The sequence below is a fragment of the Acinetobacter lwoffii genome, from assembly GCF_049367455.1.
Lineage (GTDB): Bacteria > Pseudomonadota > Gammaproteobacteria > Pseudomonadales > Moraxellaceae > Acinetobacter > Acinetobacter lwoffii_W.
This window is the reverse complement of the sequence record NZ_JBMPXW010000001.1, coordinates 1,934,726-1,948,241: the sequence shown is the minus strand read 5'-3', so window position 1 is coordinate 1,948,241 and position 13,516 is coordinate 1,934,726. Positions and strand designations below refer to the sequence as shown.

At 44.7% G+C, this 13,516-nt stretch carries 16 protein-coding genes; 1 reads left to right on the top strand and 15 read right to left on the bottom strand.

The genetic code is table 11. The features are described from left to right. Positions 1-5: 5 nt before the first annotated feature. The 5 genes from ACO1B7_RS09265 to ACO1B7_RS09245 all read right to left on the bottom strand — a co-directional run bounded on the left by ACO1B7_RS09265 (position 6) and on the right by ACO1B7_RS09245 (position 5,350). Positions 6-2,288 (bottom strand): TRAP transporter large permease subunit, encoded by a 2,283-nt coding sequence (locus tag ACO1B7_RS09265; RefSeq protein WP_004645069.1) that lies wholly within the window; start codon positions 2,286-2,288, stop codon positions 6-8. 197 nt (positions 2,289-2,485) lie between these two features. Continuing rightward, positions 2,486-3,058, bottom strand: coding sequence for a rhombosortase (gene rrtA / locus ACO1B7_RS09260; protein WP_004281478.1), 573 nt, complete (start codon positions 3,056-3,058; stop codon positions 2,486-2,488). A gap of 67 nt (positions 3,059-3,125) precedes the next feature. Continuing rightward, positions 3,126-4,166, bottom strand: coding sequence for a hypothetical protein (locus ACO1B7_RS09255; protein ID WP_423090099.1), 1,041 nt, complete (start codon positions 4,164-4,166; stop codon positions 3,126-3,128). Between the two features lie 547 nt (positions 4,167-4,713). Next, positions 4,714-5,100 carry a hypothetical protein gene (locus ACO1B7_RS09250; protein ID WP_313390549.1) on the bottom strand — a complete coding sequence of 129 codons (387 nt, stop codon included), beginning with the start codon at positions 5,098-5,100 and terminating at the stop codon, positions 4,714-4,716. Further along, positions 5,093-5,350, bottom strand: a complete 258-nt coding sequence (locus ACO1B7_RS09245) for an FAD assembly factor SdhE (protein WP_044113188.1) — start codon at positions 5,348-5,350, stop codon at positions 5,093-5,095. The genes ACO1B7_RS09250 and ACO1B7_RS09245 overlap by 8 nt, the downstream gene beginning before the upstream one ends. Positions 5,351-5,533: 183 nt before the next feature. On the opposite strand from ACO1B7_RS09245, the gene ACO1B7_RS09240 reads away from it, so the two are divergent. Continuing rightward, complete coding sequence (locus tag ACO1B7_RS09240; protein WP_423090098.1) at positions 5,534-6,706, top strand: acyl-CoA dehydrogenase family protein; 1,173 nt, start codon at positions 5,534-5,536, stop codon at positions 6,704-6,706. Between the two features lie 62 nt (positions 6,707-6,768). On the opposite strand, the gene ACO1B7_RS09235 is transcribed toward ACO1B7_RS09240, so the two are convergent. The 10 genes from ACO1B7_RS09235 to rpmD all read right to left on the bottom strand — a co-directional run bounded on the left by ACO1B7_RS09235 (position 6,769) and on the right by rpmD (position 13,513). Next, positions 6,769-8,259, bottom strand: a complete 1,491-nt coding sequence (locus ACO1B7_RS09235) for a flavin-containing monooxygenase (protein WP_222112284.1) — start codon at positions 8,257-8,259, stop codon at positions 6,769-6,771. Between the two features lie 217 nt (positions 8,260-8,476). Continuing rightward, a complete protein-coding gene (gene rplQ / locus ACO1B7_RS09230) occupies positions 8,477-8,842 on the bottom strand; it encodes a 50S ribosomal protein L17 (protein ID WP_004281488.1) in 366 nt (121 codons plus the stop codon). A gap of 18 nt (positions 8,843-8,860) precedes the next feature. Beyond that, on the bottom strand, positions 8,861-9,868 hold the full coding sequence (locus ACO1B7_RS09225; protein WP_004281489.1) for a DNA-directed RNA polymerase subunit alpha: 1,008 nt from the start codon (positions 9,866-9,868) through the stop codon (positions 8,861-8,863). A gap of 16 nt (positions 9,869-9,884) precedes the next feature. Continuing rightward, entirely contained in the window at positions 9,885-10,511 is a 627-nt protein-coding gene (gene rpsD / locus ACO1B7_RS09220) for a 30S ribosomal protein S4 (RefSeq protein WP_004281490.1), read from the bottom strand. 12 nt (positions 10,512-10,523) lie between these two features. Further along, positions 10,524-10,910 (bottom strand): 30S ribosomal protein S11, encoded by a 387-nt coding sequence (gene rpsK, locus ACO1B7_RS09215; protein WP_004281491.1) that lies wholly within the window; start codon positions 10,908-10,910, stop codon positions 10,524-10,526. Positions 10,911-10,929: 19 nt separating this feature from the next. Then, on the bottom strand, positions 10,930-11,286 hold the full coding sequence (gene rpsM / locus ACO1B7_RS09210; RefSeq protein WP_004281492.1) for a 30S ribosomal protein S13: 357 nt from the start codon (positions 11,284-11,286) through the stop codon (positions 10,930-10,932). A gap of 105 nt (positions 11,287-11,391) precedes the next feature. Beyond that, positions 11,392-11,508 (bottom strand): 50S ribosomal protein L36, encoded by a 117-nt coding sequence (rpmJ, locus tag ACO1B7_RS09205; RefSeq protein WP_000867907.1) that lies wholly within the window; start codon positions 11,506-11,508, stop codon positions 11,392-11,394. Positions 11,509-11,527: 19 nt separating this feature from the next. After that, complete coding sequence (secY, locus tag ACO1B7_RS09200) at positions 11,528-12,847, bottom strand: preprotein translocase subunit SecY (protein ID WP_171054339.1); 1,320 nt, start codon at positions 12,845-12,847, stop codon at positions 11,528-11,530. Positions 12,848-12,892: 45 nt separating this feature from the next. Further along, positions 12,893-13,333, bottom strand: a complete 441-nt coding sequence (gene rplO, locus ACO1B7_RS09195) for a 50S ribosomal protein L15 (RefSeq protein ID WP_004281494.1) — start codon at positions 13,331-13,333, stop codon at positions 12,893-12,895. Positions 13,334-13,336: 3 nt separating this feature from the next. Further along, positions 13,337-13,513, bottom strand: a complete 177-nt coding sequence (gene rpmD, locus ACO1B7_RS09190) for a 50S ribosomal protein L30 (protein ID WP_004281495.1) — start codon at positions 13,511-13,513, stop codon at positions 13,337-13,339. Between the last annotated feature and the right edge of the window lie 3 nt (positions 13,514-13,516).

Here is a 13,516-nt window from a genome sequence, read left to right as displayed (position 1 = left end):
TTTTCTTATTGATACCAGCCGAACAGTTTAAAGATATAAGGCACATAGGCAATGATCAGCATCGCAGGCAGCAATACTATCACTGGTAAAATCCAGCGTTCATAACGATAGTAAAAAGACAGATGGCGAACTTCCGCATCCGCTTCAGCCACCTCAGCATCGCCAATCGACTGTCTGGCCAGCAGATGATTCAGCGCAACCGGTGGCGTCACATAACCCAGCTCAAAACCAATCAGGGTAATCATCCAGAAATGAACTGGATGAATGCCATATTGGTAAGCCACTGGAGCCACGGTTGCCGAAATCAGAATCACCGCGCCAAATGGATCCATGATCATCCCGACAAAAATCATCAAGCCGACAATCAGTGAAATCACCAAAATAGTACTACTGATATCGGTCGGGAAGGCTTCCATAATTTCAATACGTTCCAGCAAGCCACCGACACTCACCGAGAGTGCCATCAGAATGACCAAGGCACCAATATGGCCCACGGTCTCACTGGTCGAAATATGCATGGACTTCCAGAAACCGACTTGACGTAAAATTTCGGTCGCCTTTGAGCGCTGCACAGCATGATCAACCACCAGTTCTTTGCCTGATTGTTCGCTATGTTCAGCTTCACGATATTCTGCATTGGCCGCAGCACCGGCTGTTGCCAGTTCAGGTGTCGATCTTGAGTTTAAAGTTGCGGTCAAAGTTTCATCCCAATGCCCCACTGCCGGCAACGGCGCAGGTTCATGACGCAACTTGTCGAACAAGACAATCATCAGCAGAATGACTGGCATCATCACCGGTGCGGTAAATTCATTCAGGTCAGTCGACAAGGCATATTTATAGAATAACCAGATCAGAATGAAAATCACGATATATGGAATAATCGCAATGAAGGCGCGACCGGATTGAGGAGCAGCCACAATAGGTGCAGCAATCCGGAATTTGTTTTCTGCAAAGAACAGGGAAATTACCAGGAATAAAGTCGAACTGAGCAGGAAGACATAAATCCCGTAGTGATAGAGTAAGTCGGTGGTCACTTCTTTATTCAGTGATGCCACAACGACAATCAGCAAGCAAGGACGTAAAACCACGCCCAGTGAACCAGACATTGCAGTGGCGGCCAATGCAAACTGACGGCGTCCGCCCGCATTCCAGACTTCCTTGTAAATAATCGCACCTGCGGCAATTACGAAAATCCCTGATGCTCCGGTATAGGCGGTCGGTAATGCCGCTGCCAGCAAGATTAACCAGGTCAGGGTTTCAGGGGCCAGATTCCATGGACGCAGAATATTCAGGAACATGTCCACGACACGGGTCTGTTTCAGCAACATACCGGCCCAGATAAACAAGGCCAGATTTAGGAAAATACTGGAAAACTCTACCAATTGACCGAGGTAAATCCCCTGTCCCATTGGATAGTCCATAAAAAAGGTGAAATTTATTCCGGTAGTAATGGCCATATAGGCATACAGCGGCACACTCAAAAAGGCCAGACCAAAACTGCCACCTTCGCGCGTTGGTTTTGGCTGTTTGATCACCTGATACAGGCTGATCAAGGTGAGTGTGCTGAACAGAATCATCCACAACCAGTAGATGTACTTCATCTCCCCCATCGGCACGCCCGAGTTCAATACGGACTGATATTGGCTATAGGATGAAAATGCCAGGAAAGCATTAGCGACCAGCATGGCGACCGAATAAACTTTAAAGTCGATACGCGTGCTCGGGCTACGTAAGCCAATATGATGGGTTTTTAGAGTGGCACTGATCGCAGCAAAGACCACCATGATGACCAGAAGCAAAGCCCGGTTTTCCGTACCAAACTTGAAGATTCCAAAAAAAGAGGTTTCAAACGTCCGATAAGCCCGAATACTTGGATGAGCTTGCACATGTTGAATGGCTTTATCATAAAACAGGTAGGATTCTTCACAGACCTGCTGTGCCTGTAACACCGCAGCACGGACATCCGCTTCCGAACGCACCCCGAAGAAGTCGGCATATTCATCGGCTGCATCGGCTTTTATCTGCTGCTGAACGCGTTGATCAACATTAATATTGCGTTCACATTGTGGACGCGTCGGCTCAGCCCTTAAAAATGAATATTGCATTCCTGTTGCCGGATCGCCGTAAATACGCTCCCCCATACGCAGCAACTGACCGTGAATCATTTCCCCGGTGCCAATAATCAAAGTGAGCAAAAGTAAAACCAGCACGACGAAGGTCGAGATCCACTCTGTCCATATATAACGCAACAGACCTAATCCTGATCTGTTTTGATCATTATTTTGCATGTGTATTCCTATTTTTATTTTAGCGGCCTGATGCTTGGTCTAGGACGCTGATCTTCCCTTCTGCCTAGAAAATTCCTTTTCAAAGGTCAGGATCTTTATTCTATGTTTTGACTTTGCATGAAAATTGGCACAATAAAAATGACAATTTATATTTTCTTTTTGTATTTTCTGCCAAGTAAATTATTTATCTCTGCACTTTAATTATCCCGAAAATAATTGCTCACAATATAGATCAGCGCCAGAATCACGCCCCAAATCACCCCAAGTAAATGTGCCTCAACCAAAACCGGACTACCGATCAGCTGCGCCGTTCCGACATTGCCAATGGTGTTTTCCCAGACCAGTTTGGCAAAAATCAAAAATAATACCAGCGCCGCAAAGCCGCGTTCCCGCTTATACAGCAAATGTACACAGGCTACGGCGACATAGGCACCATGCAGCACGCCCGACAGGCCAGCATAGGCTTCAATATTGGGTAAGAAAAAATAAAAGCTTAAACTGATCAACGGTGGCAAGATCAGCAAAATGGCACAGAAATGCCAGACGGTAGCGCGTGGAAAAATGAAAGGTAAACAGATAAAGGCGAGAATGTTTAGAAAGTAATGAATCCAGCTCACATGTACCCAGTGCGCTGTCCAGAGTCGCCAGAATTCACCCAGCAGACTCTCTTGCCAGTAGATAAAATGATCCTGAAAAATTTGCAGACATGCAGAGAGAGAGACAAAAGCCGCTAGAAAAATAATTTTTCGTCGAAAATGTTGATCTAGCATCGGCCTGTTGTCCTCCCTGACCATCTAATTTGACTTCATCCCTGAAGCTTCATGCATAGTATCTGCATTACAGATCCACACTGAACAGATCATCGAGCTCGGAAGAACTGTCGGATTCATCCCAGAAACGTTGCATGCCATCATCGCCACTGCGTATACCGGTATTTTCTGTCCAGTAACGATCCGATATGCCACTGACCATAATTGCAGCCATGCTGTCGATCAGCTTGAATTGCGGATTCACCGGTTTTTCCTCGGTACGTGCCTGAGCAAAGGTTTTTAAGGCATCCCGGACTTTGGCATCATCACCACTGGCCTGAGCCGCTACAGCGTACAAGGCATGAGATAAACGTACACCTTTTTGCTCACCAATTTGTGTAGATTGTTTTAAGGTTTGGTAAGGATCAGGTTTACCATCTCCTGCGCCTGGCAATAAGGTCCATATCACCGCACGAGTAGCATTCGGAGCACCCCAGAATTTCGCGTTATCCAGACACACCATGCCGCGTTCAACCACGGCAGCAATATCTTTCGGTACATGCACTGCACCACCTGAGTTAATATCATTGGTCATGGCCTGCAAGCCACTGAGCATACCCAGCAGATAAACCGTTTGCTCGATGTCACTATTCATGCGCGGGCATTCTTCACCCAGGGCTTTTTGGTATTTCTTTTCATAACGGCTCTGGAACAGTTGATAACCGGTATATTGACGCTGTGCTGCCAGTGCCGCCCAGCGCTTCTGCTCAATTCGGGCATCTTGAGCTTCTGCCACCTGATTGGTTTTTGAAGCACGTAGATAGCGTAACTCGGCTTCCAGCGCTTTCTGCTCGGCACAAATACCGGCAGCCGAATACATCAGCACGGCCACCCGTGTTGGATCCGCCCCCATTTCTTTGGTCGCCATAATGGCCGGCGTTAAAGAATTCCCTGAATTACACACCATTTCAGCATCATCCATCGCTAAAATTGGCGGTACAATATAGTTTTCGGTGAAACCCAGTGCAACATTGGCACCGGTTTTAATGACCTGAGAACACCCTGTCAAAACTATTGTTGTTATTGCAATGGTCGCCATACCTTGGCATATTTTACGGACGCCTGACATTTTCCTGTCCTCTATAATTATGATTATGTCCATCTTTCTGCTAAAGATATCAGAAGCATTTTGTGAATAAAAGAGTATTTACTCTAATTTAGACAAAGACACTTTGCCATTAAATAGCCGCGCTGCAATTGACTGTATTCAGGAGAATCCCAAATTTTGGGCAAAAAAAAGTAGCATTGCGACGGTTCAGCACATGCTACTTATTAACTGTACAAGCAGAAAAATGATAAAACCCTGCTTGGTTAAGATGAAAACTTATCCTTCAGCACCGTCCCGATTCGTCCTGCTACCAAGGCTAAAACAATCGCGACGATCAAATACATCCACACTGGAAATTCCATCAAGGTCTCCCGTATTGACTGTTGATTGACTGTTGGTACGTTGAATGTACAGGCTAAAAATAAAACATAACAAGGAAATTGTCAGACAATTCATCTTACTGATAAGTCATTATTATTTTCTGTCTGACAATAAAAATTGAAATATAGATTAAATATCTGTTTTATTAGCATTTTAATCAAAAAATTAAAATGCGTTTGTCTTATAACTAAACTAATTTAGTCAGTACTTTTAAAGACTTCCATTGTTTGATCGGCAATTGATCACACCAGATCAGTAAAGGTCGCGCCTTGGCATGCTGGAAATACACCACAATATACGCCTGATGATCAATGACATGACTGATGAATACCCGACGGGTCGGTCGTGCTTTGGTAGTCAAGGACCATTCACGTCCATCGAGATATTCAAACTGCTCTATCTGTGGCGTCTTACGATAAAACAGCTGATAAATTACCAAGCCTATGACAACACATACTGCCCAAATTGCAATCGGTAATAACTGATACAACAGATACATCAGCAGTGCAAAAATAAACAGCTGAAACGCCAATGCACACAGACTGCGTTTCAGCTTGAAGCAACGATTATCCATGAACGTAAAATTTAAGCTTCTTGATAAAATCTTTTAGTTCAGGGCGTGGCGGCTCGGACACTTCCATAAACCAGTCCAGCAAATCCGGGTCTTCCTGCTCAACCAGCTCTGCAAACATCTGTTTTTCGAAAGGCTTGGCATTCAGATAATGGTTTTTTACGTAGGGATCAAAATATACATCCAGTTCTTTTAAACCACGACGCGCACGATAAATCACTTTACGCTCTTCTAGGCTGATGTCATCAGTCATCGAATTTCCCCAACTCGTTATAAACCCGAATAGTTTACCTGAAGCGCTGGCAGAATTTCGAGGGATTTCATAGAAATGACCAAAAGCATCAGCAGATTTAAGTCATTTGAACATTCCGCTCATTGCTGCTGATCTTGGCATGGCCTAAGTTAAACCAAACAGATCAAAATAAGGAATAACAAGATGCAGTCTGCAGCCATTCGCCCACTTGCCCCGATGCTGCCGCGCCAACTTTTTAGTACCGAGCATGAAGCTTTTCGCGAGACGGTCCGTAAATTTTATGAGAAAGAAGTCATTCCACATACCGAGCGTTATGAAAGTCAGCAACATGTGGATCGAGAGTTATGGAATAAAGCCGGTGAGCTTGGATTGCTCTGCGCGACCATGCCTGAAGAATATGGCGGCTCTGGCGTAGACCGGTTGTATAGCATGATTCTGATTGAGGAACAGGCCTATGCCGGAGATTCAGCGACTGGATTTTCGCTGCATTCAGATATCGTCGCCAATTATCTGCTGAATTTTGGCAATGAAGCTCAAAAACAGCAATGGCTTCCGAAAATGGCGTCTGGAGAAGTCGTCACCGCGATTGCCATGACCGAACCGGGAACTGGCTCTGACCTGCAAGCAGTGCGTACCTCGGCAGTACTCGATGGCGATGACTATGTGATTAATGGTTCCAAAATCTTTATTACCAATGGCTATCTCTGTGACATGGCGATTGTGGTCTGTAAAACCGGCAATAATGACAAAGGTTCAGCCAATCTTTCATTGATTATGGTCGAAGCAGAGCGTGCCGGATTTAGTAAAGGCAAGCCGCTGAATAAAATTGGCATGAAAGGTCAGGATACCTGCGAACTATTCTTTGACAATGTTCGGGTACCCACAGAAAACCTGCTCGGTCTGGAAGGCATGGGCTTTATGATGCTGATGAAAGAACTGGCTTGGGAACGCCTGATTGTGGCGATTATCTGTCAGGCAGGCGCTGAAGCCGCTTTTGCCCATACAGTGAAATATACCAAGGAACGTCAGGCATTTGGCAAGAGCATCAGCCATTTTCAAAATACCCGTTTTAAACTGGCAGAACTACGTACCGAGATCGATGTGTGCCGCACTTATCTGGATCGCTGTATGCAGCTGCAACTCAATCACGAACTAGGCGTAGATGCCGCTGCTGCGGCCAAATACAAGATTTCAGAAATGTACAGCAAAGTCGTAGATGAATGTCTGCAATTGCATGGCGGCTATGGTTATATGCTGGAATATCCGATTGCCCGTGCCTATATCGACAACCGTGCCAATCGGATTTATGCGGGTACCAATGAAATCATGAAAGAACTCATCGCCCGTTCACTTTAAACTAAATAAAGAAAAAAAAGAGTCGCTAGGGACTCTTTTTTTCTTTATTCAAAAATCTAAGCTTAAGAAACCAGACGCGGTTTATGCTTTAAAGCATTGCTGTTTTTTTTAAATTTTAGCACAGCATCTTCAAACGAAGCCTGCTTGAGTTCCTTGCGATCTGCCAGATAATTGTTGCTAACTTTCCAAGGTGCATGTTTACCCTGCTTTGGCATTACGTCCGCAGCACGGGCGATATAACCGGAACTGAGACTTCCCATGACGGTATCCTGAAGTAATTCACTCTGATCTCCCTGAGCAATCACTTCCGTATAGCCTTGCTGATCCATATAGTTCAATAGGCGGCAAATATACTCAGCGGCGATGTCGACTTTAAGCGTCCAGGAGGCATTAATATAGCCAATGATTAACGCCTGATTTGGTATGTCACTGACCATGATTCCTCTATACAACATATGCTGTGAGGTATCGACAGGCTGACCATCTACCGTTGCCTGAATTCCGCCGAGAATCTGGATATTCAAACCGGTGGCAGAAACAATAATATCAGCATCCAGATGTTGACCTGATTTCAGCTGGATTCCCGTTTCTGTAAAGCTATCTATCTGATCCGTTGCAACCGATGCCTGTCCTTCACGTAAAATTTTAAACAGATCACCATCCGGGACTACACAGAGACGCTGATCCCAAGGCTCATAATTTGGGGTAAAGTGCTTCATGTCCACTTTACCTTTGAGCTGAAATTTTACCGATTTAAGCAAAAGCGTTTTTAATAATTTGGGCTGTTTTTGTGCCAAGGCATAAATCCCACGCTGCATGCCAATATTACGCGCACGCGTTAGCTTATAGGCGACCTCTTCAGGCAAATATTTACGCATTTTTGAATAAATAAAATCAACCGATGGCACAGAGGCAATATAGGTCGGAGAACGCTGCAACATGGTGACATGCCCTGCGCCACCTTTAACCAGCGCAGGAACTAAAGTAATCGCAGTCGCACCACTGCCAATAATCACCACTTTTTTGCCTTTATAGTTTAAATTTTCCGGCCAATGTTGCGGATGAATAAATTCACCTTTGAATGCCTCCTGATTTGGAAACTCTGGCTGAAAACCTTGGTCATAGTTGTAATAACCGGTACAGCCCAGTACGAAGTTGGCGATCCAGATCTGCTTCTTGCCTTGTGCGTCCTCAATCTCTACCGACCATTTGCAGGTCGCAGAATCATAATCAGCACTTAAGACACGATGCTGAAAATGGATTTTCGGCTGAAGCTTGAATTCCTCTACCACTTCAGTCAGATAATTTTTGATGGATGCGCCATCGGCAAGCACGCTTTCTTTTTTCCAAGGCTTAAAATTAAAGCCAAAAGTCGACATATCCGAATCGGAACGAATTCCCGGATATTTAAACAGATCCCAAGTGCCGCCAATACTTTCACGACGTTCGATGATGTCAAAAGAGCGTTGTGGACAATGTTTAGAAAGATGCGCTGCCAGACCAATCCCCGAGATCCCCGCACCCACAATTAAAATATCTACCTGCTTTTCCATCTTGTTTTTTTACCTAAGCGTTGCTATCGGTTTTTATTAAATCACAAAACTGACAATACACAATGTCAAGTTTATTAAAAAGGCGTTATTTTTTTATCTTTTGAGGCCAGATCAGTTATCTGGAACTCAATCATTCTAAATTAAAATACACAGACAATAAAAAAGGCCGGTTTATTCAACCGGCCTTTTCGAACAACTTGCGTTATTCTTCACGAAATTAGTTAACTTCGCGATCTACTAGCTCAACGTAAGCCATCGGTGCAGCATCACCTGCACGGAAGCCCGCTTTAAGAACACGTAGATAACCGCCGTTACGCTCTTTGTAACGAGGGCCAAGAACGGTAAATAATTTACCAACAGTTGCTGCTGAACGAGTACGAGCAAACGCCAAACGACGGTTTGCTACTGTATCGTTTTTAGCTAAAGTGATTAAAGGCTCAGCTACACGACGTAACTCTTTTGCTTTAGGCACAGTTGTTTTGATCAACTCGTGCTCGAACAAAGAGTTAGCCATGTTTTGGAACATCGCTTTACGATGACTGCTTGTACGGCCTAATTTCACACCACTATTACGATGACGCATGGTGATAGTCCTACTTAATTAACGGCTACGATAGGCGAAACGATCGTCCATACGGAGACTAGCCGGTGGCCAGTTCTCTAAACGCATGCCGAGTTGTAAGCCTTTAGAAGCCAGAACATCTTTGATCTCAGTAAGCGATTTTTTACCCAAGTTAGGAGTTTTAAGCAACTCAACTTCGGTACGCTGTACAAGATCACCAATGTAGTAAATGTTTTCTGCTTTCAAACAGTTAGCAGAACGAACAGTTAGCTCTAGATCATCTACTGGGCGAAGCAAGATTGGGTCAACTTCTTCACGAGGCTCTTGAGCAACAGGTGCTTGATCTTTCTGAAGGTCAACGAAGATCGCAATTTGTTGCTGCAAAATAGTTGCAGCTTTGCGGATCGCTTCTTCAGGATCTACAGTACCATTGGTTTCAAGATCAATGATCAGTTTATCAAGGTCAGTACGTTGTTCTACACGCGCGTTTTCCACGGTGTATGAAACACGTTTGATTGGGCTGTAAGAAGCATCTAACTGCAAGCGACCCACTGGGCGAGTTTCGCCTTCTGGGAAGCGTGAATCAGAAGTCTCGTAGCCACGACCTTGAGCCACTTTCAGACGCATTTTCAATGAGCCTGAGGCACTTAAAGTACCGATCAAATGTTCAGGGTTAACCACTTCAACATTATGAGGTAAACGAAGGTCAGCCGCAGTTACGTCGCCTGCACCTTGTTTCTCTAATGTCAAATATGCTTCATTTTGATCGAACAGCTTAATCGACAATCCTTTTAGGTTCAGCAAGAGCTCGACGATGTCCTGCTGCAAGCCTTCCAAAGTACTGTACTCGTGCTCGACCCCTTCAATCTCAACTTCTACCACAGCTGCGCCAGGTAGAGAAGAAAGAAGGATGCGACGTAAAGCATTACCAAGAGTATGACCAAAGCCACGCTCTAATGGTTCTAGAATAACTTTTGCCGAGGTCCCGCTTGCCGCTTCGACCTTGATCGCTTGCGGAGTTAGAAACTCATTTGCAGTACGCGTCATATTGCTTCCTCAAGGATTATTTAGAATACAATTCTACAATCAAGCTTTCGTTGATTTCAGCAGGTAAATCAGAACGATCCGGTGCAGCTTTGAACGTACCTTCTAATTTAGAATGGTCAATTTCCATCCAAGAAGGCATACCACGTTGAGTAGCTAATTCAATTGCGTTTTTGATACGTAATTGTTGCTTAGCGCCTTCGTGAACTGCGATCACATCACCCGCTTTAACTTGGATAGACGCAATGTTAACACGACGGCCATTCAAAGTGATGCTACGGTGAGATACTAACTGACGAGCTTCTGCACGAGTAGAACCGAAACCCATACGATAAACAACGTTATCAAGACGGCTTTCAAGTAGCTTCAACAGGTTTTCACCAGTTGCGCCTTTAACACGAGCAGCTTCTTTATAGTAGTTACTAAATTGACGCTCTAAAACACCGTACATGCGACGTACTTTTTGTTTTTCACGTAATTGTAGTGAGTACTCAGATTGTTTACCACCACGAGCCCCGCCGTGTTGGCCAGGAACTTTCGCATGTTTTTTTGTCTTAACATCAAACGGTTTAACGCCTGATTTAAGTTGCAGGTCTGTCCCTTCGCGACGAGAGAGTTTGCATTTTGGACCAATATAACGAGCCATGAATGTTTCTCCTTACACGCGACGTTTTTTAGGTGGACGGCAACCGTTGTGCGGGATTGGCGTCACATCGGTAATGCTGTTAATTTTATAACCCACTGCACCTAAAGCACGAACCGCAGATTCACGACCAGGACCAGGACCTTTTACAAGGACGTCCAAGTTTTTCAAACCGTAGTCTAAAGCAGCTTTACCAGCAACTTCAGCAGCTACCTGAGCAGCGAACGGAGTTGATTTACGTGATCCACGGAAGCCTTGTCCACCTGAAGTGGCCCAAGCCAGTGCATTACCTTGACGATCGGTAATAGTCACAATGGTGTTATTAAAAGAAGCGTGAATGTGTGCGACACCTTCAGAGACGGTACGAGTGACCTTCTTGCGTGCGCGAGTATCTTTAGCCATCTTTTAGCTTCCAGAAATCTTATTTCTTAATAGGTTTGCGCGGACCTTTACGGGTACGAGCGTTAGTTTTGGTGCGTTGACCGCGGACAGGCAAGCTGCGACGATGACGAAGACCGCGGTAGCAGCCTAAATCCATTAAACGTTTAATGTTCATGGAAATTTCGCGACGTAAATCACCTTCGGTCGGAACCTTAGCAACTTCTGCACGAATCGCGTCAAGCTGAGCGTCATCTAATTCACGGATCTTAGTAGTTGGAGCAATACCAGCAGCAGCTAAGATAGCTTTTGAAGTATGGCGACCAATACCAAAGATATACGTTAGAGAGATAACAGCGTGCTTGTTATCCGGAATGTTTACACCGGCAATACGAGCCATTCAATTTTCTCCAAAAAGGCAGTAGATAATCAACCGCCCCACAAAAATCTTGAGGGGCGGATAATAACCTAATTCGCCTACAGAAATCAACAGGTCTTAATCAGATTAACCTTGACGCTGCTTATGACGAGGTTCTGCGCTACAAATTACGCGGATAACCCCATTACGACGGATAACTTTACAGCTACCACAAATTTTCTTAACAGAAGCTTGTACTTTCATGATGAAACCTCAAGTGCGCTTATCCCTTAGGATGAGCAGTCGTTTTTCTCATTAACGTTTGATTATCGTATTGGTGCGAAGTGAGGTGTGATTGCAGCTGAGCCATAAAGTCCATCACTACTACCACAACAATCAGCAAAGAGGTACCACCCAAATAGAATGGAATACCAAATGAACTTTGCAATACCATCGGCATCAAACAAATGACTGCGATGTAAATCGCGCCAATAAAAGTCAAACGATTGAGAATATGATCTAAGTAACGAGCAGTTTGCTCACCTGGACGTATACCAGGCACGTAAGCTCCGCTGCGTTTCAAGTTCTCTGACACTTCTTTAGGACTAAATACCAGTGCTGTATAGAAGTAACAGAAAAAGATAATTAACGCACCAAAGAGCACCAAATACAACGGCTGACCAGGCGACAATACCAATGCTACATCTTGCAGGCTACGCTTAATAAATCCAGCATTTGGATCTGCACTACCCACCCACTGACCTAAGCTCGCAGGGAACAAAAGCAATGAGCTGGCAAAAATTGCCGGAATCACACCCGCCATATTAATTTTTAATGGCAAATGTGTCTGCTGTGCAGTAAATACACGACGACCTTGTTGTTTTTGGGCGTAGTTTACGGGAATACGACGTTGCGCTTTCTCGATAAATACGATCGCTGCCAAAACACCCAGAGACAACAAACCAAAAATTACCAAGCCAATCAGGCTGGTCTGGCCATTATCTACAGATGAGAAAGATTGCATAATCAGATTAGGCAATCCGGCAACAATACCCGCGAAGATGATCATGGAAATACCATTCCCCACCCCACGCTCGGTAATCTGTTCACCCAACCACATCAAGAACATGGTCCCCGCAACCAGTGAGGTTACTGCAGGAACATAAAAAGCCAAACCAGTATTCAGGGTAATCCCCTGACTGATTAGGCCTGCACACATACCTATCGCCTGTACCAGCGCTAAGAATAATGTACCTTGTCGTGTGTATTGATTAATTTTACGTTTGCCTTGCTCGCCTTCTTTCTTTAAAGCTTCCAGCGAAGGAACCACAGTTGACATCAACTGCACGATAATCGATGCAGAGATGTATGGCATGATCCCGAGAGCAAGAATAGACATTCGTTCTAATGCACCACCAGAAAACATGTTAAACAAACCAAGGATGGTACCTTGGTTTGCATTAAACAAGTTTTCTAACGCAGCATTATTGATGCCTGGTACTGGAATATGCGCTCCTAGTCGAAACACCAACAACGCACCAATGAGAAACATCATTCGACGAATAATTTCACGGTATTTCACATGAAATGGTTGGCCTTTCATCATGTTGACATGACCTGAAGAACTAGGAGTCATAGACACTGGGGATTACTCCTCGACTTTGCCGCCAGCAGCTTCAACAGCAGCTTTAGCGCCTTTAGTCAATGCAACACCTTGAACAGTGAATGCACGAGTAATTTCACCAGAAAGTACGATACGAGCACGGATCATGTCTTTACGTACAACGTTCGCAGCTTTTAAAGTTTCAAGAGACACGATATCGCCTTCAACTTTAGCAAGCTCAGATAAACGTACTTCAGCAGTTTTCAAAGCCAATTGGCTAGTGAAGCCGAATTTAGGCAAACGACGATAAAGTGCTGTTTGACCGCCTTCGAAACCTGGACGAGTACCACCGCTCTTACGTGAGTTTTGACCTTTGACACCACGGCCACCGGTCTTACCAACGCCAGAACCGATACCACGGCCTAAACGAAGGTTGTCACGTTTAGCACCTTCTGCAGGTGCAATTGTATTTAAACGCAGAGTCATGGCTTATTCCTCTACACTAACCATATAGTAGACTTGGTTGATCATACCACGGTTAGAAGGTGTGTCTAACACTTCTACAGTATGACCAATACGACGCAGACCTAAACCTTGCAGGCTAAGCTTGTGATTTTTCAAGCGGTGCGATGCAGATTTAGTCTGGGTAACTTTAATCGTTTTCATGAT